This window comes from Enhygromyxa salina (assembly GCF_002994635.1).
Taxonomy (GTDB): domain Bacteria; phylum Myxococcota_A; class Polyangia; order Nannocystales; family Nannocystaceae; genus Plesiocystis; species Plesiocystis salina_B.
Window position 1 is genome coordinate 330,906 of sequence record NZ_PVNL01000135.1, and the last position, 26,319, is coordinate 357,224.

Below are 26,319 nucleotides of genomic sequence, written 5' to 3' on the forward strand. Positions count from 1 at the left end.
CGGCTCAGCGGCTCAGCGTCAACCCGCGTGACGCCAGCTCGCTGCGCATGCGCTCGATCTTGTCGTCGGCCGCCTGCCCGCGCAGCCACGCCGCGAGCTCGGCCAGCCCGTCTTCAAACTCGACGCTGGGGCTGTAGCCCAGCAGCCGTCGGGCCCGCGAGATGTCGGCGAAGCAGTGGCGAATGTCGCCGACCCGATACTCGCCCGTGATCTGCGGCTCACGACCGGACTTGCCCAGCGCGGTCGCGACCCGCCGGGCGATCTCGCGGATCGTGAAGCTGCGCCCGCTGCCGATGTTGAAGGTCTGCCCGGCCGCAGCGTCGAGCTCGAGCGCGAGCCGAAACGCTCGGGCCACGTCGTGGACGTGGACGAAGTCGCGCCGCTGCTCGCCGTCCTCGAACACGATCGGCGCGCGATCATTGAGCAGCCGCGCGGCGAAGATCGCCAGCACACCCGTGTACGGGTTGGACAGCGCCTGCCGGGGTCCGTACACGTTGAACAGGCGCAGCGCGGCGGTCTTGATCCCGTAGGCCTCGCCGATCAACAGGCACATGCGCTCCTGGTCGTACTTGTTGAGGGCGTAGACCGAGGCCAGGTTGGGTGGCTTGTGCTCGGGCGTGGGCGTGGCCTGCAGGGCCTCGCCGTCGGCGTCGCGTGGCTCCCACTCGCCGCGCTCGAGCTGCTGACGGGTCCGGCACACGTCGTCGATCACGGCCCCGGCCTGGGTGAGATACCGGCCCTCGCCGTACAGGCTCATGCTCGACGCGACGATCAGCGCCGCGACCGGGCGCTCGAGCAGCGCCTCGAGCAGCACCGCCGTGCCCAGGCTGTTGGTCGAGGTGTAGTGGACGAGCTCGTACATGCTCTGCCCGACCCCGACGGCAGCCGCGAGGTGAAACACGGCGTCGACGTCGAGCAGGGCCAGCCGGACCGCCGCGGGGTCGCGCACGTCGCCGCGGATCAGCTCGACCCGCTTGGCCAGGTAGGCTGGCCGGTGCGTGGGACCATCAACCGCCCCGTGGACCTGCGGTGACAAGCTGTCGAGCACGCGCACGCGGTAGCCCGCGCGCAGCAGCTCGTCGGCCAGGTGCGAGCCGATGAAGCCTGCCCCGCCCGTGATCAATATACGGCTGGCCATGTCGAACCTTCTCGCTTGGCGCTGCCCTCAGACGTTCCCTCGGCGCCCCCCACATAGATGCGATCGAGGGCCTCGGACACCTCGACCACGTTCCAGGCCCCCACGTCGAAGCTCGGATCGATCGCCAGCGTGGTCGCCCAGTCGACGATCGCTCGGCCCGCCCACGCGGCGTCGGGTGGCGACGCCAAAAGCTCGCGCGAGGTCCCGCGGAACTGCTCGCCCACGAAGTCATGAAACGAGCCGTCGACGTTCTTGATTGAAGCGCCGCCGCGGGTGCCGAAGAAGCTCGCCTCGACCACGCAGTCCCGACCCGCGTGCGCGCGCCATGAACACGCCATCCGGATGCAGCGACCACCAGCCAGATCCAGCTGCGCGACCGCGTAGTCCTCGGCGTGGGTCGAGCGGTCGTCCAGCGGGCGGCCCTCGAAGTAGCAGCGGCTGTGCACCGCATCGAGCGAGGGCCAGTCCAGCATCCACAGCGCGAGGTCGACCAGGTGCACGCCGAGGTCGATCACGCAGCCACCACCCGAGCGCTCGACGTCGTAGAACCAGCTCTGATCGGGGCCGTAGGCGTTGTGAAACACCAGGTCCGCCGCGAAGATCTGACCGAGCTCGCCGCTGGCGATCAGCCGCCGCAGCTCACGAGCGGCGCGGAGGTGCCGGTACGAGAAGTCGACGCCGAGCAGGCGATCTGCGTCGGCGGCCGCCCCGACCACCCGTCGGGCTTCCGCGGCCGTGCGCGCCAGCGGCTTTTGACAGAACACCGCGTGTCCCCGCTCGAGCGCCGCCAGACACTGATCCGCATGGAGGGCGCTGGGCGTGGCGATGACGACCCCGTCGAGCTCCTCGCTCGCCAACATCTGCTCGAACAGGGAGTAGCGAGCCGCGCCGGGAGCGAGCGCACCCGCGGCCACGAGCGACCGCGGCTCCACGTCGCACAGCGCGACGATCTCGGCCGCGTCAGCCTCGACCAGGCTGGTGATCCGGTGGCGACCGATCCACCCGGTGCCCACGCAGCCGAGCCGCGGTCGGCTCGTCGCCACAGGTGTGCATCGCTGAACCGTGCTCGCGCTGGTCCTCGTCGGCGTAGGTCCGCTCATGGGGTCACGATCGCTTTCATGAATCCGGGTGGACGCGCGCCCGCCAGCTTCATCGCGTCGCCGAGGGCGTCGAGCTCGAACCGGTGGGTCAGCAGCGGTCGCGGGACGAAGCGCCCCTCGACGACCGCGCCCACGCCCTCGCGCATGCCCTCGAGGTAGCGGGCCGCGTCGCGCTCGTGGGCGTTGATCACATCGAGCCCGCGCCAGTTCCACAGCTGCATGTTGGCCTGGCGCGGCCCATCTTGATGGTAGCCAGCGATGACCAGGCGGCCGCGGATCCCAGTCAGCTCGGTCGCCAGATCCAGCGGCAGCTGCTCGCCGGTCGCCTCGATCACGCGCTCGCACAGCTCACCGTTCGTGAGCTCGCGGACCCGCGCGATCAGGGCCGAGTGATCACCGATCCGCAGCGCCTCCGCGGCGCCCCACTGACGGGCGACCTCGAGGGCGCAGGGTCGGCGGGACAGGGCCAGGACCCGGGCGCCAGCGTGGGCCGCGAGCTGGACCAGCAGCGCACCGAGAAAGCCGATCCCGACGATCGCCACGGTCTGCCCGGCCTCGATCGCGGCGCGGCGAAAGATATTGATCGCGCAGCCGAGCGGCTCGCCGAGCACGGGCGTGTCGGCCAGCGCGTCTGGCAGCTTGACCACGTGTGAGGCCGCGGCCAGGTCGTGGGTCGCGTAGGCGTGGTAGCTGAGCGCGGTCACGCGATCGCCCACCGCCAGGCCCTGGACCCGACGCCCGAGCGCCTCGATCACGCCCCAGCCCTCGTGGCCCGGCGCGCCCGGCTCGAACGGGTACTCGAACCAATCACGCCCTTCGAACGGCGGGAGATTCGACGCACACACCCCGCAGCCCTCGAGACGGATACGCACCTGATCGGGGCCAGGCTCGGGGATCGGTCGACGCTGGATCTCGAATCGCCCCGGCTCGACCAGCACCGCCGCGCGCATGGTCGATGAGCGGGTCGTCCTCGGGGTCTGTAAGGGGGTCTGCGGCAGCATGGATCGGGCTTTCGGGCGGCTCAGCGGGGAGTATCCGAGGGGCAATTACAGTGATTCACGGCACATGATTAAATGAACCGACTCCGATGTTCGCGACACCATTGTCAACATAATACGAATCCTTTGGTCATGAGCCTGCGTGTCCATTGGCAGTCATTACGGTCAGTTCCTGGTTCTTGCGCTATTCGCCTTGTCACTCTATTCGGGGTCCCCCTATTGTCAAATATCGGGTCCCCGCATTTTCGGCGTCCGCTCGATCCGACCGGCGCCCCGTGATGAAGCGCAGGCCGCCTAGTTGCCCGCGTACCGCCACCTCGGCCAGTTGCCTCGGACCCGGCGCGGATCCGGGGCGCCGAACCTGCGCGCTCGGGCGGGTCACGATCGTGCAGGCACCGAGTGTGTCCTCCACGGGGCCGTGCACGACCTGCGCGCCCACCAGCGGCGTCGGCCTCCAAACATCGCCATCCAACACCTACTCCTGGTATCGTCTTGCGCATGTCGAGGCCTCGATGGCTCGCGCCAGCGCTGCTGGTCGCGCTGACGATCTCCCTGACCTTGGCGCCCGGCCGAGGCCGCGCGACGATCGCCGAGCAGCGCGCCCGCCTGCCGCCCCCAGCCGCGTGCAAGGATCCAGTCTCGGGCGTGTGGCAGTCACACTCGTTCAACGAGATGTATCAAGAGTGGGGCCGGTTCACGCTCACGATCCGCCGCGTCCCCGACAGCCCGACCCTGCTCGAGGGCGAGATCGTCAACGAGAGCTGGTACGGCCCCAAGACCGAGAACGTGCGCGGCCCGTGTGTCGGGCGGCTGCAGTACATCGTCTCGATGCCCGGCGAGGGCAGCTACAGCGACGCGGGCGAGTCCGTCGAATTCCACGGCCTGAGCTGGAAGATGGAGGACCCGCTGTGCGGGATCGACGGTGGCTTCGGCTACAACCTCGACCGCTTCTCGGGCGTGATCGACCACGAGATCCAGGAGTTCCAGACAGTCAACAACGACGGCGGCCGCTACATCGACGTCCCCACCGTGTTTCGCCGGATCTCCTGCGACGACACCGAAGACGTCGAGCCCCGCGTCACGATGGTGCCGCCACCGCTGTACCCACCCGAAGACAAGAACAGCGGCTGCGGCCTTCGCTAGTCGGCGCTAGTCGGCTGAGGCTTCGGCCGGCGCTTCTTTGCGCTCGGTCTCTTTCGGCTTGTTCTCGTCGGGGAACAGGCCGCCCCAGTAGAGCATCCGGCCGCAGCTCTCGCACAGGGCGATGAGCTCGGCGTTGCGCAGCGACACGTAGGTCTGGTGCGGCACCGCCATCTTGCAGGCGGTGCACCTGCGCTCGCGCACGGCCACGAAGCCGATGCCGCCGACCCGCTGGCGAACCCGCTCGTAGCGGCGAAGGGTGACCTTCTCGACCTTCGCGGTCAGCCCCTGGCGGTTCTTGCGAGCCTTCTTGTAGGTCCGCGTCAGCTTGGCTTCGACCTCGTCGAGGCGCTCGCGCTCGCCGACGAAGCTCTCGCGCAGCTCGGTCAGCCCGCCCTCCATCGCCTTGATCCGATCTTCGGCCTCGGCGATCGCGGTGTCGATGCTGGTCAGCTCGGTCTGGCGCTTCTCGGCCAAGCGCCGGGTGCCGTCGAGCTCGCGCTGGGCCGCGTTCAGCTCGCGCGGGGTCTTGACGTTGGAGATGCGCGCCTTGCTGTTGCGGATCTGATCGCGCTCATCCTCGAGCTGGCGATCTTGATCCATGCGAAACGCTCGGCTCTCGTCGAGCTTGCTGGTCTCGGACTGCAGCATCGCCTCGAGCTTGGCGAGGTCGCGGTCCATCTCCTGCTTGCGACGGGGTATCGAGCGGAGCTTGCGCTCGATGGACACCAGCTGACGGTCTTGCGTCTGCAAGCGGTGGAGCGCCTCGATCTGATCCTTCATCGGGTCTTGAATGCCTTTTCTCGGGGGGGGTACACTCCCAACGCACCCGGCGTCAGAGGACGGCCGCGCGGTTTGGGACGGGAGTAGGCCCACCAGGGCTCGAACCTGGGACCAACCGGTTATGAGCCGGCCGCTCTAACCGACTGAGCTATGGGCCCGTGCGCCGAACGATAGGGAGGGCGGTCGGCCCCGTCAAACGCGGCGGGTGATCAGCCCACGGCTGGGTGCTTCGGGGAGGTCCGAAGGCCCCCAGCGTTCGGCCGTCGCGGGTTGACCTCGATGCCCGCGCGCTCGCGAACAAAAATGGGGACCTCCCGACGGGATCCCCACACAGTGCCAGCAGACCGTGCTGCGCATCGCACGCTGGCGGGCGGCGTGGGAATTGCGAGGCGCTCGCATTACTCTGCGGCTCACATGGCGTCGTCGAGTAGCACCCGCTGGCTGCTGGTCTCGCGTCCGGTCGTCGGTCCGGTGCTCGACGGCGGGCCGGCCCTGTTGCGGGAGCTGATCCCGGCCCTGCCCGCCGAGCCCTGCGACTACTTCGGAGATCCCCGCCGTCCGCTGCGGGCGCGCACCTGCGGCGATGGTCTGCTTCGGGTCCCACGCTTGCCCGGTGGGCGCGGCGCGCAAGTGCTCGAGCGCGCGGCGATCGGCGCGGCCTTGATCGCGCGGGAGCATCGGCGCCAGCCGGTTCACCTGTTCTTCTCGCCCGGGCCTCTGACCGAGCGGTTCGCGGCGGGCGTGGCGGCGACCCCCGAGCCGGCCTCGAACACGATGAGCCTGACCCGGCGCGCGGCCTCGGGCGCGCGGTCGATCTTCACCGTCGCGTCGTCGGTGTTGCGCGGCCGCAAGCGCACCCACGAGCGGCCGGCTCCGGTGCTGCAAACGCTGACCTGCGCGACCGGGCTCGAGGCCTGCGCGCACATGCTCGAGGTCCTCGACGGCGTCGTCACGCTCTCCGCTCACACTCGTGATCGGCTGATCGGCAGCGGCGTCGCGGCCGAGCGCGTGCACATGATCCACCCGGGCGTCGACGTCTCGACCGCGGCCGCGATCGAGAGCCCGGACGAGTTGCAGCAGCGTCGCGCGATCATCTACGCGGGTGAGCTCGACGCGGGCGCGGCCGATCGATTGATCGAGCTGGCGCGGACCCTGAGCGAGCCAGCGCTGCGAGGCTGGACCCTGATCATCGCCTGCCGTCCCGATCAGATCATCGAGCATGACGAGCGCAGCCGGCTGTCGCGCGAGCTGGCCGGGGCGATCGGTGCGGGCCGGGTGGAGCTGCGCGGCGAGGTCGACGACATGCCCGCGCTGCTGCGCCGCTGCGCGATCCAGCTGTTCGTGGCCGACGAGGTCCATCGGCGCCTCGACATCCCGCTGGTGTTGCTCGAGGGCATGCGCGAGGGGCTGGCCCTGATCGCGCTGGATCGTGCGCCGATCCGCGAGCTGTTCACCACCGCAGCAGGACGCGGGCGGGAGATCGGCGCGCGCGTGGATCCAACGATCGGCCCGCAGGGCGTGGTCAAGGCGGTCCACGAGCTGTGCGAGCACCCCGAGGCGATGCTGGGGATCTCGCGTGACGCCGTCGCGCTCGCGCGGGAGGCGTTTTGTGCCGCGCGCATGGGGGCCGACTACGCCGCGCTGCACCGCGAGGTGCTGCGCCGCTATCTTTGACCCCCACAGAGACGTTGGCCCTTCGCCGACTGCAGCCGCTGACGCGTCTGGTCGCTTCGCTCCTCGGGGCCGTTCGTTCGCATCCGCATGTGTGCCCCCTACGAGGGGGCTCTGCACACACGGTCCAGCTAGAAGCCTTCGAGCAGGCGGGTGAACTCGCCTTGGCCCATCACCACGTTGGGCAGCCCGCGATACAAGCTCCCAACATCCCGCTGCGGCCCGCCCGTGTCGTGTGGCTCGTGCGGGATGTCGGCGTTGTTGGTCGGCGGCTTCACGAACCCCGCGTCGACGGCGATCATCAGCCGGCCCGTGCACGTGCACGGGTTCTCGCGATCCACGTGGTAGCAGCGCGGCGCCAGGTAGTCCTCGATCCGCTTGCGCGCGCGCGTGAGCCGGACCCGGTACGCGCTCTCCTTGATGCCCAGCATCTCCGCCGCTTCACTCGGTGACAGCCCGGCGAGATCCGTGAGCACGAACGACAGCCGCACGCCCGGCGGCAGACAGCCCAGCACCGAGGTCAGGCAGGTCCGCTTGAGCTCCCACAGCATCAGGTGGACCTTGGTCGGATCGTCACCCATGCCCACGTTGCTCAGATCGATCGGCCGCGTGATGTCCGAGCGCAGCACGTTGTCGAGCGACTCGAAGCTGTGATCAGAGCGACGCCCCAGGTTTTCCTCCATGGTCCGCGCCATCATCCCGAGCAGCGTGCGCGCGGGGTCGCCGTCATGGAGCAACTTCTGATCGTCGAGCTTGGCGACCTGCTGGGTGAGCTCTTCCAGGAAGCGGGCCGCGTCACGACGGGCGCCGCACATCTGGTAGGCGAAGGCGTAGAGATTGGGGAGCTCCTGGGTCAGCAGCTCGCGGACGGTCTGGGGCGGGCTCGACATGCGGAGTCCAGGCTATCACTGTTTGCTGCACCCCGACGCTCCCTTCCGTTCAGGCGTCCTGGCCCGCGCCGAAACAACTCTGGGCCGCGTCAGTGGGACAGCCGCGCATCCACGGCGTCCCAAAATTTTGCCTGCATGGTCGCGTCGCCCTCGAGCTCGTTGAGGCGGTTGATCTCTTGCATGCCGGTCGGGCTGGTCACATTGATCTCGGTCAGGTACGGGCCGATCACGTCGAGCCCGACGAACAGCTGGCCACGATCGCGCAGCCACGGGCCCACGATCGAGCAGATGTACCACTCGCGCTCGGTCAGCTCGGTCGCCACCCCCTGGCCGCCCGCGTGGAAGTTGTCGCGCAGCTCACCCGACGCCGGGACCCGCAGCACCGCCCCGATCGGCTCGCCCTCGATCAGCAAGATCCGCTTGTCGCCCGCGCTGGCCTCGGGGATGAACTGCTGCGCCACTGTCCAGCGGGTCTCGTCCGCGGTCGCGATCTCGAGCACGGTCGAGAGGTTGGGATCGCCGCGCTTGGCCTGCAGGATCTCACGGCCGCCGTAGCCCAACAGCGGCTTGACGATCATTTTGCCGCCCATGTCGTCGAGCGCCGCACGAAGATCCGGGATGCTCCGAAGCAGCCGGGTGTCCGGGATCAGCTGGGGAAACTCGAGCATGCTGAGCTTCTCGTTGAGGTCGCGCAGCCCCCCGGGGTTGTTGAGCACCAGGGTCCCGGCCCGATCCAGGATCCACGTCGCCGCGATGAAGCTCGGATCGACCGGGGGATCCTTGCGCATGAACACCACCGCGAACGAGCTCAGCGGCCGGGCGTTGGGCTCGCCGCGATCGACCATGGGCGCGAGCGGCTCGTCACTCGCGGGTCCCAGCCGGCGAGCTCGCGCCCACGCCACGCTGCCCGACAGCGACAACCCATCGAGGGTCACGTAGTGAGGTTGGTGACCGCGGCGCAGGGCCTCCGTGATCATCACGTAGCTGGTGTCGGCGCGGGGGTTGATCAGCGAGAGCGGGTCGAGAACGAACAGGACGTCGGCCATCGGCGCCAAGGTACTTCGAAAACCGGGCCGCGCCGTGGGTGGGCCTGTGGGCAGATCTGTGGACGACCTGTGGATGACTCGCACGCACCCCGCACCACAATTCGCGCGCCCCCGTGATCGCGACCTGAGCACTTGCTCCGGTCCCAATCCGGCGGGTAGTTGTGCCCGCGCTCGGGCTTGGCCAAGATCTCTAAATCTTGGGGGACCTGGGTTTGGCCAGGCATACTTGTAGGGCCTGTGACTACACCTGATCCCAAATCTGCAGCGGCGCTCGCCCGCGAGCTCCTACAGCCGACCTGGCCCCGGGTTCGACGCATCCCCCTGATCCGTCGGGAGGTGCGCGAGTCGTTGTCGGACAACGCGCTCGAGATCCTGTTTTGCTCGGCCGAGCTGTTGATCGAGGGCGACCGCGACCTCGAGACCCGGCCCTCGCTGAGCGACGCCGAGCGCGTCTACGCCACGGTCATGTTGACCCTGGACCTGTCGCGCAGCGCGGCGCTGCTGCGCGAGCGCCCCGACGAGGCCACCGCCGAGCGCGTCGCGGAGCTGATGCGCGGCAGCGACGAGGTCCGTCGGCGCCTGATCGAGCTCGCGCGCCCCAAGCTCGCCGAGCTGTTCGACGCGGCGCCGCGCTCGCTGAGGATCGAGCTGCTCCCGGTCGTGCGAGTGTCCGGCGCACGAATTTTGATCGACGGCGACGCAGTCGTCTCGCTACGATCCCCCATCAAGAAGGTGTACGAGGTGCACGGATGAACGAGGCCCACGACCAACTCGAGCTGAACGAGGCTGGCTCCGAGCCCGGCACCGAGCATCACTACACCGTGGCCGAGGTCGCGCGCCTGTTCGAGCTGCCCGAGAGCCGGGTCCGCTACTGGTCGCAGACCGGCTTCATCTCGCCCTCGGCCCGCAACGGGGCCCGGCGCTTCTACACCTTCAAGGATCTGATCTCGATCAAGGTCGCCAAGGAGCTGCTCGACGCTGGGCTGCCGCTTCAGCGGGTTCGTCGAAGCCTCGACGCCCTGCGTGGCCACCTGCCCCGGGTCGACGCTCCGCTCGCGCGCCTGCGGATCCGCAGCGACTGCGACCGGATCTTGGTCGAGGACGGCGACAACACCTTCGAGGCCACCACCGGTCAGCTGCTGCTCGACTTCGACCTCGAGAAGCTGCGCGATCACGTCGCCGAGGTCCTGACCTTGCCGTGGGTCGAGGGCAAAGACCCCGATCGCCGCGCCCCCGCGCTGGGCTCGACCAGCTCCTACGAGGCGTTTCAAGCCGGGCTCGCCGCCGAAGAGCAGTGGGACGGGGTCACCCTGGGCGCCCCCGAGTTCCTGGCCGCGCTCAGTCACTACGAGCAGGCCGTCGAGCTCGACCCCAGCTTCGCGGCCGCGTGGACCAACCTCGGCAGCTTGCTGGCGTTCACCACCGAGATCGACCGCGCGCGCGACTGCTTTGACCAGGCCCTGCGCAGCGATCCCGATCAGCCCGAGGCCCAGTGCAACCTGGCCGAGCTGGCCCTGCGCAGCGGCGATTTCGTGCTCGCGATCGGCGGCTTTCGTCAGGTCCTGCGCAACGACCCGGATCAGCTAGAGGCTCACTATGGGCTCGCGCGAGCGCTGCTCGAGGTCGGCGGCAAGGGTCAGGCGCTGGCCCACCTCGAGCGGTTCTGCGGACAGGTCGAGCGGCTGCCAAAGAGCGAGCGCAACGCGGAGCTCAAGCGACGCAAGCGACAGGTCGAGCAGGTGATCAAGCTGCTCCGCAAAGAGCTCGCCCAGTAGCAGCAGGCCACACCTGCGCAACGCACCGTCGACATTGCCCCAGCGATGTGCGACGGTTTTATCGTTGGACCGGTGACGATGATGTTGACGCGCAGACGTTGGATCCCCGCGGTGTTGTTGCTCCCCATGGCGATCGCGTGCTCGGTCGACGCGACCGACAGCGACGGCCTGACCTTCAACGGCGAGGGCGCCAGCGCCGCGGGCACCACCGGGGACGGCGACGGCGACACCGCAGACCAGGGCGACGGCGACGCAGACCAGGGCGACGGTGACGGCGACCCTGCGGGCGACGGCGACGCAGACGCAGACGGCGGCACGATCTTCGACGTGATCCCCGAAGACACCGGCGACGGCGACGTTGGCGAGTGCTGCGGCGAGGCCGAGTTCAGCTACATCTGGATCGCCAACAGCAGCCAGAGCACGGTCAGCAAGGTCAACACCCGGACCATGATGGAAGAGGGTCGCTACCTGACCAAGGCCGACGCCAACGGCAACCCCTCGCGAACCTCGGTCAGCGTCGACGGCCGCGCCGTCGCGGTCGCCAATCGCCGCGGCGGCATCATCAAGATCTGGGCGCGCGCGGACGACTGCGCCGGCCCCAACACCTCGACCGGGCCCAACGACGTCAAGCCCTGGGGCCAGGACGACTGCGTGGCCTGGTACACCGACTTCCCGCAGGCCGCGAGCCAGCGCCCGGTCGCGTGGACGACTGGGGTGATGGACGAGGTCACCTGCGAATGGAGCGATCAAAAGATCTGGACCGCCGAAGGCCGCGGCGGCAACGGCGGGGCGTTTTGTAGTGACGACCGGATCTACGTGCACCGCCTCGACGGCGACACCGGTGAGATCGAGGACACGATCGAGCTCATGTACCCGTGCACGACCTTTGGCGTGTATGGTGGGGTCGTCGACGCCAACAATGACTTTTGGATCACGCGGTTGTTCGAGGGCAGCCCCGGCGGCCTGCGCATCGACTTTGACACGTTGACCCACACCGAGATGGGGTCGTTCTACGGCTACGGGATCGCCGTTGATCACCAGGGCAAGATCTGGGGCGGCACCGGTGTGCCCGGCAAGTGGGACCCCAACCTCAACAGTTGGACGAGCATCAATGGCTCGATCATGAACTCCGGGGTTGGTCTCGCCGAGGACAAGCAGGGCCGCATGTGGGTCGGCATCAACGGCGGCATTCAGGCCTTCGACGCCGAGTCCATGGCGTTCGGGCCCCAGGTGCTGTTTCCGAACGAGACGATCCAGTCGAAGGGGATCAGCGTCGACGTGGATGGGTATATCTGGGCGATCCCTGATAATCAAAGTCGGGCGTATCGGGTTGACCCGGATGATCTCAGCTTTCAGTCGATCAGTGGGTTTGTTGGGGCGTATACGTATTCGGACATGACCGGCGGCTCGCTGTACAACGTGGCTTGTAATCCGCCGGCTTAGGTGCTCAGCTTGATTTCGCGCCGGAGGGGCACGACCGGACGGGCCGTGTCGCACATCGACCGCGCCAAGCGCCTTCAGCCCGGCTTGGCGTGGGCTGGCACGCGTGTCGTCGCCAGCACTGTTTTGCTCCCGATGCGCTCGTGAGTTCTTCGCCTGGACGCTCGGAGCCGGCCGGAGTACGATCGCCATGTGCCAACCCGAGAACGAATCCTCGCGCTTGTCGGTGTCGAGGCCCAGACACCACTGGCGCTGATCCGGACGCTCGAGAGGGGTCCACAGCCCGTTCGAGACGTACGGACCACCCTTCTACAACTCATGAACGACGGCTCAGTGGAGTTCGGCATCGACGGCAAAATTAGGCCGGCGGAGCCAATGCCGGCAGCGCGCGCGACCGCATGACATGCGAGACGAACGCCGGCACGGCCTGATCAAGCGTGACGATCAGCGATCCGCAGGAGCGAGCGACAGAGACCGGATACTTCATAGTTCCGCGCTGCGACGGCTGGCGGGAGTCACTCAGGTCGTTGCACCCGAAGAGGGTCATGTCTTTCACAACCGTCTAACTCACTCCCTCAAGGTCGGCCAGATCGGTCGCCGCCTTGCGGAACATGTCCAGACACGCTTCCCCGACGCCGTACGAGCGCTCGGAGGTCTTGACCCCGAAGTCGTGGAGGCAGCTGGGTTTGCACATGATCTCGGGCATCCCCCTTTCGGTCATGTGACAGAGAAAGAGTTGCACAGGCTATGCCGCGAACAGGGGCTAGACGCCGGCTACGAGGGTAACGCGCAGTCTTTTCGTATTCTGGCCAAGCTCGCCGTTAGGTCGGAGAACTATGCGGGTCTCAACCTCTCGCGGGCGACGTTGAACGCCGTGCTCAAATACCCCTGGCAATACGCGTCAATCGGCAAACACAGGAAGAAGTGGGGTGCCTACCCGGAGGAGAAGGATGATTTTGAGTTCGCTCGGCGCAACACTCACAGCGACCGGACCCTCGAAGCCGAGTTGATGAATTTTGCCGATGATGTCGCCTACTCCATCCACGACGCCGAGGATTTCTATCGGGCTGGACTGATCCCAATGGAGTTCCTGGTGTCCGATGGGCCCGAGATCGACCGAGTGATCAAACGAGTACAGGAGAGGACCGGCTTTACGCAGCAACAATTGGTCGTCGCGTGGGAGTCGGCGCTGCCGTTTGCATTCGACCGCCGGTACACGGGCACCGCTACCCACCGCTCAGCAGTCCGGAGTTGGACATCCCAGATGATCCAGCGCTATGTGCAGGCAGTCGACGTGAGCGTGAACGATGGCCGGCCAGCATTCACGGTTCCGGCCAACATTCGCCACGAGATCGAGTTGCTCAAGGGCCTAACGTGGGAATACGTGATAGAGAGCCCGACACTGGCGACCCAACAGATGGGACATCGCAAGATTATTCGTGGCCTGTTCGAGGCATACCTGGAGGCTGTATCTACCCGTCCGGCTGTGCTCCCGCCCCGGTTTCAGGACTACCTCAGTGGAGCGCTCGCTGATCAAGTCTACGGCCCGCTGGACCAAAAGCAACGCCAGGTCCGAACGGTAGCGGACATCATCGCCAACATGACCGACACCGAGGCGCTGCGCATGTATCGGCGTCTGCACGGGTTCTCACCCGGCTCGTTGGCCGAGATCGCTCCGATGTAGGCTCGTTTCCCGCGTCACACCCCTTCACCGCGGCGACGTGGGCTCGTCATCAGGCCCCACTGTCCGCACCGTGTTGTGCCTAACGTGGCATCGACGCTGAAGACGAGGCGCTCGGCTGGAGTCGCTCAGTTCCAGCGAGCGAACACGCTGCGCCGGGGATTGCTAGCGAAGCTACCGGTGACCAGCTCCCCGGTGGGACCGACCGTCAGCCCACGCAGCAGCGGCGGGTGAAACAAGCCCTCAACGTCGTCCTTGCCCATCACACCCACGCACAGTGGGTTCAGCTCAGAGTCCAGGCGCAGCACGAAGGTCTTGCGCTCGTTGTCTTCCCCCCACAGCGTCCCCGCCACGCCGAGGCCGTCGGGCGTGATGACCAGCTGCGTAGCCTCGACGTTCGTGGCCTCGCCCAGATCGTCGGGGAGCAGCTGGATCAGGTCACCAAACGCCAGGCTGTCGAGCTGCTGCCCACTGTCGCGCTCGACCACCGCCAAGAACGACGAGGTCTCGTTCGCCCCGACGCTGTAGAGCGCGACGAGCGAGTCGGTGTCGAGCTGCGCGAGGGCGTGGGGCGTGAACGGGTCGCCGGTCGCGAGACTGACCAGCTGCGTGGTCGCGGTGCTTGGCGGCTCGAAGCGAAGGATCTGCAGCTCACCGCCGCCGCTCGAGTCGGCCACGAGCACGTCGATCAGACCACCACTCATGACCACCCCGCGCGTGGCGACGTCGACAAGATCAAGCTCCGGCGCCACCGACCACAGCACCGCGCCAGTGTCCGGATCGAACGCGATGAGCTCGAGCCCGAGCGCGCCAAAGCTGCCGATCTGCCCCACGGCCAGCAGCGCCGCGCCAGTGTGCAGGAGCGAGGTGTAGGCGCCACCATCACCACGATGGTGGGTCCAGCGCAGGTCACCGCTGAGCCCGTCGAGCGCGGCCACGATCGCGTCTTCGAACACCATGTTGGCGTTGGTGCGGCCGCCGATGAACAGGTCCGCGAGGTCGTCTTGAACGATCACCAGCGGGTCGTCGCGGTGATCCGCCCAGGACACGTAGCGCTCCCACTCGAGCACGCCGGTCGCGGACCAGCTGCGAAACCATGCGTCGACGTTGACCTCGTCGTTGCCCGCGCCGATGACCGGGTTGACGCTCACGAAGCCGCCGTCGGACCGACCGCCGATCGGCGTGTTGCCGAGGTGGCCGTGGGTCGGGGTGGTGTCGAGGTGCGTCCACGTGCGCTCGCACTCGGGCGGATCGAGCGGCTCGGGCGGCTCGGGCTCGCCTGTGTCGGTCTCGGTCTCGATCCAATCGTCGCTCGAGTCGGTGTCCGTGCCCGGGTCGGGGTTGGCGGAGCTGGCGCTGGAGGATGCAGGATCGTCGCTGGAGGTCGCTGTCTCGCTGCCGAACCCGGTGCCCGTGTCGCCGAAGCTGCTGCCGTCGAAGGCGAACCCACCCGGGCCACACCCGAGCGCTCCGGTCGCTATCAACATCACAGAAACCCTCCAAGCAGTCGTTGACGCACGCATGATCTGACCCGCTCAATAGTGCGTGCGCGCGGCCCGACGTGCACGCTCGTATTTTCACGGCTCAGGTTCGCTACCAAAACGGAGTCTGGACGCATGGAGGACTGCGAGCGGGTGTGCGGCGGTGGAGCAGGCGAAAAGCGCGCGGCGGTGAGGGCGGGAGGCGAGCGGGCTCGGCTTGGCCAACTGAATCGATCGCCGCCCCCGAGCGCGCAAAATTGAGGCCATGGTTGTCAGGCCTCACGCGTGGCTCATCTTGATGCCACGCGGCGCGTCGACCTGCGTCGCCCCCACACGAGACGCACCAGCCAATGTTCTTCCGACGTATTCGCTCCAAAGGGTTGGCCCATTACTCCTATGTGTTCGGTGACGCCGGGCAGGCGGTGGTGGTCGACCCGCGTCGTGATCTGGACATCTACCTGCAGGTCGCCGCGCACAATCGCGCGCAAATTACCCATATCTTCGAGACCCACAGAAATGAGGACTACATCTCCGGTGCGTTCGTGCTGTCGCAGCGGACGGGCGCGGCGGTGTATCATGGAGAGAAGCTCAATTTCGCCTATGGCCGCCCGACCAGCGAGGGCGACAGCTTTGACATCGGCGAGCTTCGCCTGAGCATCCTCGAGACACCGGGACACACCGACGAGAGCATCTCGATTGTTCTTTGCGGCCCCGACCCAGCCAAGCAGCCGCTGGCCGTGTTCACTGGCGACACCCTATTTTTCGGCGAGGTCGGACGCACGGACTTCTATCCCGATCGCGCGCGCGAGGTCGCCGGCCTCCTCCATGACAGCATCTTCGACAAGCTGCTGCCGCTCGGTGACGGGGTCACGCTGCACCCCGGGCACGGCCCCGGCTCGATCTGCGGCGGTGCCATCGCCGACCGCTCGTTCTCGACGCTGGGCTACGAGCGGCTCGTCAACCCGGCGCTACAGCTCGACCGCGAGGAATTCATCGCGCGCAAGCTCGCCGAGCATCACTACAGTCCGCCGTATTTCCAGGAGATGGAGCGGCGCAACCTGCAAGGCCAGCCCGGTGCAAAGTTGCCGATCCCCAAGCCGCTCTCGCCAGAGGCCTTCGCGGCCCGAATGGCCGCCGGAATGATCGCGGTCGACGTGCGCAGCCCCGAGGCGATCATCGGCGCGATGGTCCCGGACAGCTACGGAAGCCCACACGACATGATCTCGGGCTTCGCTGGCTGGTACCTGGACTACCAGACGCCGATCGGCTTGATCGGCGGCGACACCGAGACTCGGGCCGACGTCACCCGGCAGCTGTGGCGACTGGGTTTCGAGCAGGTCGAGGCCTATCTACGCGGCGGCCTGCATGGCTGGGAGGTCAGCGGGCGCCGATACGAGAGTATCCCGACCCTGCATGCGGCGGATCTCAGCCACTGGATCAACACCGGGGTGCAGTTCACCTTGCTCGACGTACGTGGCATGGACGAGCTCCCGAGTGGCGTGCTGCCGGGCGCCACAAATATCTACGTGGGCGAGCTTGGGAGGCGCATCAATGAGGTGCCGGACATCCGCCCAGTGGTCACCTTTTGCAGCACTGGCAGGCGTGCAACCATCGCAGCGACGGTGCTGAAGCGGGCCGGGTTCTCGCAGGTAATGGTCTGTCTCGGCTCGATGCAAGCGTGCCGGGCAGTCGGCTGCCCAATCGTGGCGCCGGGTGAGTAGCCGCGCGTTTAATCGCTGGCCGTGAGAACTGGGGCACAGCCCAGCGCGGGCTCCGTGACCAGCGTCGCAGGCTCAGGGTCGTCGCATTTGATGTGTAAGGATACGCGACCCCCTGTAGGCTAGTGAAGGTGATTGACGCCGGTCGGGCTCGAGGCCGACCCGTCACTGGGGGGCGATAGCGCGCTGTCGTACAAATCACCGATTCGGGCCCAGTGTCACCGGGTGCACGGTGGTGAGTACGTGACAGGCACTACGCTAGTTTGTGTCGCAACGACCGAGCCTGGCCCGCTTCGCGCGAATATGGTGTTTCCAAGTCGCTTCAAGACGGCGCATCTGTCGCGGCCGCTCGAGGTCGGCCGGCGCTTGCATGTACCAGCGCAATTTGCTCTGATGCATCGTGCCTATGGCTCGTTGTTAATTTGCACGCCACGTCGCCGGACAATTGATCTTGATCGACACAATATACATGAAGGATCCGGCCCATCGGCCGGTCATCTCAACTGCGATTGCAACGTGGGTGGCCGCGATCGCGCTCCTGGCCGGGGCCTGCAGCTCGGAGGCGAGTGAGCCAAAGCCAACGGCAGTCGCGAGCTCGAGCGCAGCGCAACCCCTCGACCTCGACAATGCTGGCTTTCGCGACGGCGTGATCGCCTTCGTTCGCCAGGTCGCCGCAGGTAACCCGTACGTACCTTGCACGCTACCCTCGATCACGACACCGCTGCACGTCGTGGTCTCCATGCATGCCGCAGGCCAGCTCGTCGGTCGGGCGATCTCCACGCAGGACGATCTGTGCGAAGCGCTGACCCAGGCCACGCGACAGGCCGTCGCGGCGGCGGGCTTGGCCCCCGAACGCGTCGCGCAGGCCCGCTTCGCCGTAGAACTCACCCACCATAAATATGGGATCATCGAGTACGAAGGAGAAGGCCTGGAATTGGTCGGTGGCCAGGTGCCCGTGCGGGTGTTCGACAAGGCCATGCTGCGCCAGCGCATCGACGCGGGCAAGGCGTATCTCCTGCGAGTGATGGATCCCCACCTCGGGGGTGTGCACAAATACTACTACGCGCCCACCGATACCTTCGACGATCGGCTACACACGATCTACACCGCGTCGACCATCTATACTTTACTCGCGCTGTATGAACACGATCATGACGAGACCCTGCGCGAGCCGATTGATCGCGCCGCCGGGTTCTTGCTGTCCATGCAGCGTGTCGCGCCGGGCCAGCCGGGGCACGGCGGGTTCTCCTACTCGATGGACCGCACACGGCGGCAGCCAGAGCCGCGCTTCGTCGTTGGCACCACCTCCAAGACCATCTTCACGCTGATCGAGCTGCACAAATTGACCGGAGACCAGGCGTACCTCGACGCCGCCCGGTTGGGTGCGGACTGGCTGATGACCATGCAGGGCCTCGACGGGCGGGTGTCGGCAGAGCTGCACCTGACCGCAGACGGGACCTGGAAGGTGATCGAGAAGGAGTCCTTGTTGTACACCGGCCAGGTGCTCTCGGCGCTGTCGCGCCTGTACGAGGCCACGGCCGACCATCGCTACCTCGAAGCTGCTTCGCGTACGGCCGCGTATCTCAGCGCCAAGGTCGAGGCCAAAGGGTGCTACCTCGGCGACGACTTTCGCCCGGCCAACCCGATCTCGAGTTCGTGGACGATCCTCTCCTTGTTCGACTTTGCCCGCGCCAGCGACGATCCAGCGCTTCGCGCAAACGTGTATGCGTGCGCCGACGATCTCCTCAAACGCCAGATCAATGAGCCCACCGACGTCTACCGCCACGGCCGCTGGTCCGCCTCGCTGTCGAGCAGCGGCAACGGTTGGCTGGCCGAGGTCCTGTCCGAGCTCTACCTCGACTGCCCGGACACTGATCCCGACAAGTGCGGTCGGTACCGGAGCGCCGTCGTCATGCTGTTTCGACTGCTGATGCAGCACACCTACACCCCGGAGAACTCGTTCGTAATTCAAAATCCAGAGATGGCCAACGGTGGCCTGTTCTGGAATGCGCTCGAACGCTACGTCCGCACGGACTCGGTCTGCCACGCCATGAACGCCTATGTGTTCATGATCGACCACGTCCCAGACGGTGTGCTCGTCGAGCTGCCCGAGCCCCCTTTCGACGCTTTGCTCCATTCACGATAGGACACTGGTGATGAAGATCATACGACCCATCAAACTAGCAATTCTGACAATCATGGTTATGCCGCTTTTCAGCTGCGGCTTGTTCGACGAGGAGGAGGAAGACCCGTACGAAGACGTCGACGTCGGACCCTCCGAGCTCATCCCCGCCGCCTCGTGTGAGGACGTCGAGGTCAAGCTCAAGCTCAGGCTCGTGGAGGCGATGGACCAGCGCCTGGAGCTGAGCATAAATCGCGCCGTGATGGCGGCCACCTACACCTGCGAGGACTATTGGGCAGAGGAAGAGGAAGAGGAGGAAGAGGAAGAGGAAGAAGAGGAAGCCAGCGAATACTCGGAGACCAACGTTCAGGAACAGGACGTCGATGAGGCAGACTTTGTCAAGAATGACGGCGGGTACCTGTACGTGCTCGCCGATGGTCGGTTCCAGGTGCTGGACGCCTGGCCGGCGGAGCAGGCCCACGCGCTCTCGTCGTTTCCGATCGAGGGCACGCCGCGGCGGATGTACGTGCACGCGGACACGGCCGTCGTCTACTCCTCGATCGACGGCTACTGGCCCAACGGCCTCGACTCGCAGTGTACGTACGGCTACGACTGCGACTTCACCGGGGACGGGGCTCCCCTGCGGATCACGATCCTGGACATCAGCGATCGCGCAAACCCTGTGCTCACACGCGAGCTGGTGTTCGACGGCGCGTACTTGAACTCTCGGCGCGTCGGCATGGATGTTCACACTGCCGTGGCGTTCCCCGAGTTCAACGTCGAGGGCTTGTCCTACTGGCCGCAGGGGCTGCCAAACACGCCTTGCGGGCTGGAGGATCAGGGCTTCACGGTGGCTCAGGTGTATGAGTTGTTCGAGGAGCTGCGGGCCGCCAACCTGGAGACGATCGAGGAGACGGACGTGACCGAACTCCTGCCCTCGGTCCGCGACACGCTGTTTGACGGTGAAGGGAACGTGACTCAGTCAACCGAGGGCCCGCTGTCGGCCTGCGAAGGGATCTACCTTCCGCAGACCAACGACGCCTTCGGTTTCTTGTCGCTGGTGTCGTTCGAGATCGGCGAAGAGGACCCCGTGGCCGCGAGCACGATCATCAGCCGCCCCGGTGCTGTATACGGCACGGCGAACTCGCTGTATCTCGCAGTCCGAAATCGGCGGGACCCGAACGACCAGTCCTGGTTCCCAGAGCTCGCGGAGGAGGACAAAGAGGCCACCGTCGTGCATAAGTTCGCGCTAAACCCCGGCGGCGCGGCGGCGGACTACACAGCCAGCGGCGTGGTCAAGGGCCGCGTCCTCAATCAGTTTGCGATGGACGAGCACGAGGGCGTGTTCCGTATTGCGACAACCCACGGGCGCGTCCCGCAACCAGACGTGCACAGCACGATCACGATGATGGGCCAGGTCGGCCCGCAGATGCTCGAGCTGGGCCGGATCGATCACCTCGCCCCAACCGAGGACATTCGCTCCGTACGCTTCACCGACGACGTGGGCTACGTGGTGACGTTCAAGAAGACCGACCCCCTGTTTGTGCTCGACATCGTCGACCCGGTCGCGCCGAGCGTGCTGGGTGAGCTCAAGATCCCGGGGTTCTCGACTTACATGCACCCCATGGACCCGGGGCACCTCCTGACCATGGGCTACGACGCCGACGATCAGGGCAGCTTCGCATGGTTCCAGGGGATCCAGCTCCAGGTCATCGACACGACCGATCTGGAGAACCCTGCGTTGTTGCACAAAGAGGTGATCGGCACCCGCGGCTCGACCTCGGACGCGGCTACGAATCACTTGGCATTCACCTACTTCAAGGCCCGCGACCTGCTCGCCGTGCCCATGACCGTCTGCGACGAGGGCGGCGGCGGACAGTACGGAGACCAAATGACCTTCAGCGGGCTCATGGTCTATCGCGTGACCGTCGACGACGGGTTCGTCCTGCTTGGCGGGGTCAAGCACGCAGAGCCCGACCTGCCGAACACCTGGAGTAGCTGGTGTAACAACTGGTGGACCAAGACCAACTCCAGGGTCAAGCGCTCCGTGTTCATGGAGGACTGGGTGTTCTCGATCGCCCGGGATCTGGTCAACGTCGCGCACATCGCCGACCTCGATCATCCGGTCGCGAGTATCCCGCTCGAGGACTGAGTGGCCTGACCACAACGACGCCAGGCTGACGACCAGGCGCGCCGCCCAGGTCCTCGACGCCGAGGATCGGCCGAGGATCTGCCGAGGATCTGCCGAGGATCTGGGCGGCTTCGCGTTGCTGACCGTCAGAACTGAGCGACGATCTTCTGCGCCACCTCCGACATCGGGGATGCGTAGTTCGAGTCGCAGATCGAGTACAGGCTCCCCGGGCTGAAGGTGTCGCTGACCTCGCGCATGCGCACGGGCGGGACCGCCTGGGTCGGAGACCCTGGATCATTGGGGTTGGCGGCCTCGCAGCCGGGCCCGATCCCGAAGGTGTATTGGAATTGTGGCTCCGTCCCGCCGACGTCGGCGTAGAAGGGCGTACCGTCGCTCTGCACCCCGCCGATCACCGCGACCACGATCTCTCGATTGGGATCCAGCGCCTGCTTGACTTGCTGGAATCCGTCGAGCAGGCCGATGTAGCGACTCAGCGGGTGCAGGACTGCGTTCGCATCAGAGACGCCCTCCTGGCCATTGACGTCTTTGTTGATCGGGTCGCACGAGGTGTAGTTACTGGGGTCACCGGTGCAGCGCACGCCCGCGTTCCAGCACACCGCCGAGGTCGGGAACGAATCCGTGGGGTCGGACCAGAACACCTTGTTGCCGTCCTGCTCGAAGATCTCTGCGAAGGACGTGTTGTAGGAACAGTCGGCCTCGTCGGTGAGGAACACGACGGCGAGCACCGCGTCGGGGCGCGTGAAGCCATAGCTGGCTTCATCGGCGCTCTGGGCTCGGATCAACGCCAAGTACATGGACTCGAGCTGTGACTCGAAGCCGCAGCCGTTGATGCCTTGCGGCAAGAAGCAGCGCAGCGCCTCCGCGACGTTGGTGCCCGGCGGGAGATTGGTCTGACCGTCGATGCTCTGGACCCACGGGCGCGGGGACGCGACCGGGTCGACATCTGTGGTCGTTGGCTGGATCTGGAGCTCGGTGTTGTCCAGCAAGCAGATGTCGTTGCAGGCGATATCCCCGACATCGACCTCCCCGTTGTTGAACACGAAGTCGCCGAGGCGGGACTTGCACGAGCTCAGGACCAGGTTGCCGGCCTCGGGCGTGGTCGTTCCGGAGGGACACCATGGGTTGCCGCTGTCGGTGGTGGTGACGCCGATCCGGTAGTCGGCGTCTGCCGCCTCGAGCTCGGCGATGAGCACGTCCGCCGCGAGCGCGAGCGAAATCTGCTCCTCGCCCATGCTCCCGGAGTTGTCGACCACGAACAAGACGTCGACGCTGCGGGTGGGCGCGGCGGTGGTGGTGCCTGTGCCCCCGTCGCTGTCACCGGTGTCGCCGTCGCCATCACCGAAGTCGCCGTCGCCAATGGTCGGGCCCAAGCTGGTGGTGCCATCCCCGTAGAAGCCAGTGCCGCAGCCTACGACGGAGGCGGCGAGCAGGAACGACGTCAAACAGCGAGACCAAGCTGATGCGAGCATGACGCAGTATCCGCGCGAGCTGGCGGTGGGTCAACGGTGCTCCGTCGACGCGGTGCAGCGCCAGCAAGAATGACTCCTGACATGACGCTGTCAGCAGCGCGAGCGCGGCCCGGTCGCTCCTGACACCAGGCTGTCAGGAGTGCTCACGTAGGTTGTCGCCATGACCACGAAGCTTCAGAACCCCACCAAGCTGCTGCCCCTGTTCATCACCACCAAGCTTGGCGAGACCAAGGCGTTCTATGTCGACAAGCTGGGCTGGACGGCCACCCGCGACACGCCGGAGTACCTGCAGGTACGCAGCGACGACCGCGAAGGACCCGAGATCAGCTTCATGACACCAGACGCCGGGCCAGACCCGCTGCCGAGCTTCGAGGGCCGCGGCGTGATCGACAGTGTGCCGGTCGTGAACTCTGACGAGCACTACGCGAGTGTCCAAGCCCGCGCAGTAGCGCCAGCGTCCGATCCTTCGCTCAAGCCGTGGGGCTGGCGCAGCTACGCCGTCGCCCCGTCTGCCCACGCGCCAGCGTGACCTCGGCTATGGTCGGCGCGCCATGAGTCAAGGCGTTGCGTATCCCGCTTGGGGTCACGTCGACGAGCTATGGCGGCCGGCATTTCGGTGGATGGTGCGACAGCTGGACGCGCGAGGGCTCGGGACCGCGAGCGGTACGCCCCCGGTCTGGGCCTGGCATTCATGCGGGGCCTGGAACTGTCCGCCCGAGCGCGAAGACCTCGACATGCTGCTCGGTGGCGAGGCCCAACCCCATCTGCGCCTGGTGATGGTGAACCTCGAGGTCCCGGATGGGGACTGTCTGCTCAGCTACTACGGGCCGTGGTGTGACGTCATCCATCACAGCGTGACTCATGATGGCGAGATGCCGGGAACACGAGGATTGTGGTACGAGACAGGTCACATCCCAGAGCCGTGGCGCGAGCAGGGCAATGATCGAGATATTCAGGCGTGTCTCTCGCGCCTCGAGCGTCGTCACATTCTCGGCGTCGACGATCTCTATCACCCGAGGACCTAGACCGGATCCCGCGGGAGGTAGCATCACTCGACCAGATAGCCGCTACAGCGGGCAAGAGTGCTGCTCGTCGTCTGCGATCTTCCACCAACCCGACATTTGGGATGCCTTGTAGATGTCGTACATCTTGGGCTGCTGACCGCCACTGGGAGTACCCGAATATTGGTAGACCGCCTTGTACGCGTAGCCTCCCGAGTTCCAGTACTGGGTACCGTTACCACAGTACGAAGAATAGGCCGCGCTTGCCTCGTTGAGGCCGGCAAGTCCTACCCCGCCCATGATGGCGAGCGCGAGAGCGAACTTCTTGACTCGTGATATCGACATGCCCGAGAGCTAGCACCGAACATCCCAGCATCAAAGAAAGCTTCGAAGCGCGACGCAACTAACGCAGGTCTCGTTCTCGCCGCCGCCGCAAGCCCACGAGCGCCAGAATTCCGAGGGCCGACCACCCGAGCCCCCGGCCCGGTGTGGTCTCGGTCGCACAGTTGCAGCCCTCATCGTCGAGCCCGCCGAAGTCATCGCCGCCGGTCCCGGTCTCGCCGCCGGTCTCGTCGCGCCCGCCGTCGTCGCTGGTGTCCCCGCCCTCATCGCCCCCCGGATCGCCATCGCCATCGCCATCGCCGGGCTCCGGCCCCTCCCAATAGGGAAGGGTCAGATCGATCGTGTCGAACGCGATCTCCTCGTCGATGACAGGTAGATCCACGGGGATCTCGATCCCCGCGATGTCGTACTCGTCAAACAGCACGGTCACGACCAGGTGCGGATAGATGATCAAGGTTGGCATCGTGCGCAGCTGGCAATACGCGGTAGCCGGCAGCACCACGTCCTCGGGCCCCTCGCCGGGGTCGATCCACTGCGACTGGCCCTCGAGCGTGAACGAGGTGATCTCGCCGTCGGTCCCGAGGACTTCGATGCGGTTGCACTCGAGCGAGGCCTCGATGTCGACGAACAGCGCGATGTCGAGGTTGCCCGACAAGATCACGATGTCGGGCACGAGCGGGATCGAGACCAGATCGAGGGCGCCGCTCTTGTCGGTGATCGTGACCGGGCGATCCGGGTTGCCCTCGAGCAGGTAGGGCGTGAACATCTCGGCGGCCTCGATGCCCCAGTCGTAGGGCCCGAGCAGGTCCGACTCCCACTTTGCGAGCGAGACGTCGACCTTGACGCTGGCGACGAGCTCGAGCCCGACATCGTACTCGAAGAACCCGGCCATCGGGTCGCCCTCGAAGCGGAGCTCCTCGGTCTCCCAGTCGTAGTACGCCGTGCCCGGGAGATCGATCGTGACCGAGTTTGCCGCGTCGGCGAACAGCCGCAGCTGGACCGGCGAGTTGGCCGGGATCCACCCGGTGTCGACCGCCGCGTCCTCGAAGCCGAGCAGCAGCTGTTCGTAGGTGGGCGAGAAGTCCGACTGCTCCTCGGGCCCGAGCGCGCCTGCGAGGGAAGGGGTCAGACACAGGGCGCAGAGCGCAGTGATGCCCGCGCACACGGAAGGCCAAGTCATGCCGCACTCTACTTGGAAATGACCCCCATTTGCGAGTCTGCCATCAGCCAGCGTGCGGTAGCGAGCACCAGCGCGAGGTTGTCGCGCGCCGCGGGAGCATGCACCCCAACCGGGATCCACTCGTCGCCCTGCTCGACGAACCGGGCCGAGAGCATCGCGGCCTCGCCGAAGACCGCGACGCGACCGCCCTCGAATTCCCGCACGGCGGCGACCGGCCAGCCTCCGACAGCCTGCTTCGGCGTGTCGGCGTCGAACTCCCAGGCGACCGCGGGCATCAGCGACACGCCGTCGTCGGGCATGACCAGCAGCGTCGCGGCCTCCGGCGGTGCCTCGAACGCCTCACCGGTGAACGACTGCACCTGCTCGAGCCCCGCCGTGATCGGGTGTCCCGCGACGATCGTCGCGTCCTCGCGCCGAAACTGGATCATCGAGCGATCGACGCGACCGGGCTCGGGCTCGCGAAACGCGAAGCCATTGTTGAGCGTGAATCCGAAGCGCGCCCCGAGATCGGCGGCCGCCCCGGGAAACGGCATGTGATCGGCGATGAGCCACAGCGACCCACCGCCGGATACCCACGCCTCGATTGCCTCGAGCTCCTCCGGGCCAAACGCCGAGGGGACCGGCAGCGCCCAGTTGTCGAGGTTGCTGTCGTGCAGCGGGTTGACGACCACCAGCAGCTCGAGCCCGGCCAGCGCGTCCGCGTCGAGCGAGTGCTCGAGCGTCGAGACCACGAAGCCGTCCGCACGCAGGGCGTCGGCGAACACGTCGTAGTTGTGCGGCATGGCGTAGTTGTTGTGGGCGATGTCAATGCCGACGCGCGGCCCGGCTCCACGCGCGTGGCTCGGATCGGGGACTTCGATCCGATAGCGCGGCCCGCCCTCGACATCCGGCCCGCCCTCGACGATCACGCGCGGCCGTGCCGGGGTCGCAGGATCCGACGCCGCGCTCGGTATCGCGGGCTCTGGCGCCTCCGCGGCGCCGCGTCGATCGACGCGATTGGGGTCGGGCCCGGGCTTGCACGCGAGCAGCGCGAGTCCAAGCAACGGGAGCCCCGGCATGATCTGGGCGCGCATGGCCACCAGCCTAACGCAGCGCGACTCGGGTCGGCGATCGAGCGCACGAGCTCGGTCGACCGCCTGTTCCAGCGGGTGGAGTCGCACGCTCGGCAACCGCGCGAGCGCTTCGGCGTCGG

22 protein-coding genes and 1 tRNA gene are annotated in these 26,319 nt (G+C 66.6%); 11 read left to right on the forward strand and 12 right to left on the reverse strand.

Annotated features, from left to right (window positions below):
• Positions 1–4 precede the first annotated feature (4 nt).
• The 3 genes from ENSA7_RS35580 to ENSA7_RS35590 are packed head-to-tail and all read right to left on the reverse strand — an operon-like array spanning position 5 to position 3,239.
• Entirely contained in the window at positions 5–1,138 is a 1,134-nt protein-coding gene (locus tag ENSA7_RS35580) for an NAD-dependent epimerase/dehydratase family protein (RefSeq protein ID WP_106093860.1), read from the reverse strand.
• A complete protein-coding gene (locus ENSA7_RS35585; RefSeq protein WP_244924019.1) occupies positions 1,120–2,181 on the reverse strand; it encodes a Gfo/Idh/MocA family protein in 1,062 nt (353 codons plus the stop codon). The genes ENSA7_RS35580 and ENSA7_RS35585 overlap by 19 nt, the downstream gene beginning before the upstream one ends.
• A 53-nt stretch (positions 2,182–2,234) precedes the next feature.
• Positions 2,235–3,239, reverse strand: a complete 1,005-nt coding sequence (locus ENSA7_RS35590; RefSeq protein WP_219908117.1) for an MDR/zinc-dependent alcohol dehydrogenase-like family protein — start codon at positions 3,237–3,239, stop codon at positions 2,235–2,237.
• A 495-nt stretch (positions 3,240–3,734) separates the two neighbouring features.
• On the opposite strand from ENSA7_RS35590, the gene ENSA7_RS35595 reads away from it, so the two are divergent.
• Positions 3,735–4,379 carry a hypothetical protein gene (locus tag ENSA7_RS35595; RefSeq protein ID WP_106093863.1) on the forward strand — a complete coding sequence of 215 codons (645 nt, stop codon included), beginning with the start codon at positions 3,735–3,737 and terminating at the stop codon, positions 4,377–4,379.
• A gap of 6 nt (positions 4,380–4,385) precedes the next feature.
• Here the strand turns inward: ENSA7_RS35595 and ENSA7_RS35600 are convergent, their stop codons facing one another.
• Together ENSA7_RS35600 and ENSA7_RS35605 are read right to left on the reverse strand one after the other, a co-directional pair.
• On the reverse strand, positions 4,386–5,159 hold the full coding sequence (locus ENSA7_RS35600; RefSeq protein ID WP_106093864.1) for a zinc ribbon domain-containing protein: 774 nt from the start codon (positions 5,157–5,159) through the stop codon (positions 4,386–4,388).
• An 84-nt stretch (positions 5,160–5,243) separates the two neighbouring features.
• Positions 5,244–5,317: transfer RNA gene (locus ENSA7_RS35605), tRNA-Ile, on the reverse strand.
• Between the two features lie 256 nt (positions 5,318–5,573).
• On the opposite strand from ENSA7_RS35605, the gene ENSA7_RS35610 reads away from it, so the two are divergent.
• Positions 5,574–6,833, forward strand: a complete 1,260-nt coding sequence (locus ENSA7_RS35610) for a glycosyltransferase (RefSeq protein ID WP_181234430.1) — start codon at positions 5,574–5,576, stop codon at positions 6,831–6,833.
• Positions 6,834–6,961: 128 nt separating this feature from the next.
• On the opposite strand, the gene ENSA7_RS35615 is transcribed toward ENSA7_RS35610, so the two are convergent.
• Both ENSA7_RS35615 and gshB read right to left on the reverse strand, forming a co-directional pair.
• The gene (locus ENSA7_RS35615; RefSeq protein ID WP_106093866.1) at positions 6,962–7,720 is read right to left on the reverse strand and encodes an RNA polymerase sigma factor; all 759 of its coding nucleotides are present in this window, start codon (positions 7,718–7,720) and stop codon (positions 6,962–6,964) included.
• An 89-nt stretch (positions 7,721–7,809) separates the two neighbouring features.
• A complete protein-coding gene (gshB, locus tag ENSA7_RS35620) occupies positions 7,810–8,766 on the reverse strand; it encodes a glutathione synthase (protein ID WP_106093867.1) in 957 nt (318 codons plus the stop codon).
• Between the two features lie 237 nt (positions 8,767–9,003).
• On the opposite strand from gshB, the gene ENSA7_RS35625 reads away from it, so the two are divergent.
• From ENSA7_RS35625 to ENSA7_RS35645, 4 genes are all read left to right on the forward strand, one after another.
• Positions 9,004–9,519 carry a hypothetical protein gene (locus ENSA7_RS35625; RefSeq protein ID WP_146158521.1) on the forward strand — a complete coding sequence of 172 codons (516 nt, stop codon included), beginning with the start codon at positions 9,004–9,006 and terminating at the stop codon, positions 9,517–9,519.
• Positions 9,516–10,541 (forward strand): helix-turn-helix domain-containing protein, encoded by a 1,026-nt coding sequence (locus ENSA7_RS35630; RefSeq protein ID WP_106093869.1) that lies wholly within the window; start codon positions 9,516–9,518, stop codon positions 10,539–10,541. Before ENSA7_RS35625 ends, ENSA7_RS35630 begins: the two co-directional genes overlap by 4 nt.
• 111 nt (positions 10,542–10,652) lie before the next feature.
• Positions 10,653–11,984: an NHL repeat-containing protein gene (locus ENSA7_RS35640; RefSeq protein WP_181234431.1), complete on the forward strand. Its 1,332-nt coding sequence runs from the start codon at positions 10,653–10,655 to the stop codon at positions 11,982–11,984.
• Between the two features lie 400 nt (positions 11,985–12,384).
• Positions 12,385–13,665: a deoxyguanosinetriphosphate triphosphohydrolase family protein gene (locus tag ENSA7_RS35645; protein ID WP_106093871.1), complete on the forward strand. Its 1,281-nt coding sequence runs from the start codon at positions 12,385–12,387 to the stop codon at positions 13,663–13,665.
• Positions 13,666–13,790: 125 nt separating this feature from the next.
• Here ENSA7_RS35645 and ENSA7_RS35650 read toward each other — a convergent pair whose 3' ends face one another.
• On the reverse strand, positions 13,791–15,149 hold the full coding sequence (locus tag ENSA7_RS35650; RefSeq protein ID WP_106093872.1) for an outer membrane protein assembly factor BamB family protein: 1,359 nt from the start codon (positions 15,147–15,149) through the stop codon (positions 13,791–13,793).
• A gap of 374 nt (positions 15,150–15,523) precedes the next feature.
• On the opposite strand from ENSA7_RS35650, the gene ENSA7_RS45565 reads away from it, so the two are divergent.
• From ENSA7_RS45565 to ENSA7_RS35665, 3 genes are all read left to right on the forward strand, one after another.
• The gene (locus tag ENSA7_RS45565) at positions 15,524–16,864 is read left to right on the forward strand and encodes a rhodanese-like domain-containing protein (RefSeq protein ID WP_244924020.1); all 1,341 of its coding nucleotides are present in this window, start codon (positions 15,524–15,526) and stop codon (positions 16,862–16,864) included.
• Positions 16,865–17,312: 448 nt separating this feature from the next.
• Positions 17,313–19,007, forward strand: coding sequence for a glycoside hydrolase family protein (locus tag ENSA7_RS35660; RefSeq protein WP_146158522.1), 1,695 nt, complete (start codon positions 17,313–17,315; stop codon positions 19,005–19,007).
• Positions 19,008–19,059: 52 nt separating this feature from the next.
• A complete protein-coding gene (locus tag ENSA7_RS35665) occupies positions 19,060–21,135 on the forward strand; it encodes a beta-propeller domain-containing protein (RefSeq protein WP_181234432.1) in 2,076 nt (691 codons plus the stop codon).
• Positions 21,136–21,260: 125 nt separating this feature from the next.
• On the opposite strand, the gene ENSA7_RS35670 is transcribed toward ENSA7_RS35665, so the two are convergent.
• Positions 21,261–22,604 (reverse strand): vWA domain-containing protein, encoded by a 1,344-nt coding sequence (locus ENSA7_RS35670; protein WP_181234433.1) that lies wholly within the window; start codon positions 22,602–22,604, stop codon positions 21,261–21,263.
• Between the two features lie 160 nt (positions 22,605–22,764).
• Here ENSA7_RS35670 and ENSA7_RS35675 point away from each other — a divergent pair, with 160 nt between their 5' ends.
• Both ENSA7_RS35675 and ENSA7_RS35680 read left to right on the forward strand, forming a co-directional pair.
• The gene (locus ENSA7_RS35675; RefSeq protein WP_106093877.1) at positions 22,765–23,133 is read left to right on the forward strand and encodes a VOC family protein; all 369 of its coding nucleotides are present in this window, start codon (positions 22,765–22,767) and stop codon (positions 23,131–23,133) included.
• Positions 23,134–23,224: 91 nt separating this feature from the next.
• Positions 23,225–23,629: a hypothetical protein gene (locus tag ENSA7_RS35680; protein WP_146158523.1), complete on the forward strand. Its 405-nt coding sequence runs from the start codon at positions 23,225–23,227 to the stop codon at positions 23,627–23,629.
• Between the two features lie 42 nt (positions 23,630–23,671).
• On the opposite strand, the gene ENSA7_RS35685 is transcribed toward ENSA7_RS35680, so the two are convergent.
• Genes ENSA7_RS35685 through ENSA7_RS35695 form a run of 3 tightly spaced genes read right to left on the reverse strand, consistent with a single transcriptional unit; the run spans position 23,672 to position 26,200 of the window.
• Positions 23,672–23,950: a hypothetical protein gene (locus ENSA7_RS35685; RefSeq protein WP_106093879.1), complete on the reverse strand. Its 279-nt coding sequence runs from the start codon at positions 23,948–23,950 to the stop codon at positions 23,672–23,674.
• Positions 23,951–24,008: 58 nt separating this feature from the next.
• A complete protein-coding gene (locus ENSA7_RS35690; RefSeq protein ID WP_106093880.1) occupies positions 24,009–25,127 on the reverse strand; it encodes an MYXO-CTERM sorting domain-containing protein in 1,119 nt (372 codons plus the stop codon).
• 8 nt (positions 25,128–25,135) lie between these two features.
• Positions 25,136–26,200, reverse strand: coding sequence for a hypothetical protein (locus ENSA7_RS35695; protein ID WP_146158524.1), 1,065 nt, complete (start codon positions 26,198–26,200; stop codon positions 25,136–25,138).
• Between the last annotated feature and the right edge of the window lie 119 nt (positions 26,201–26,319).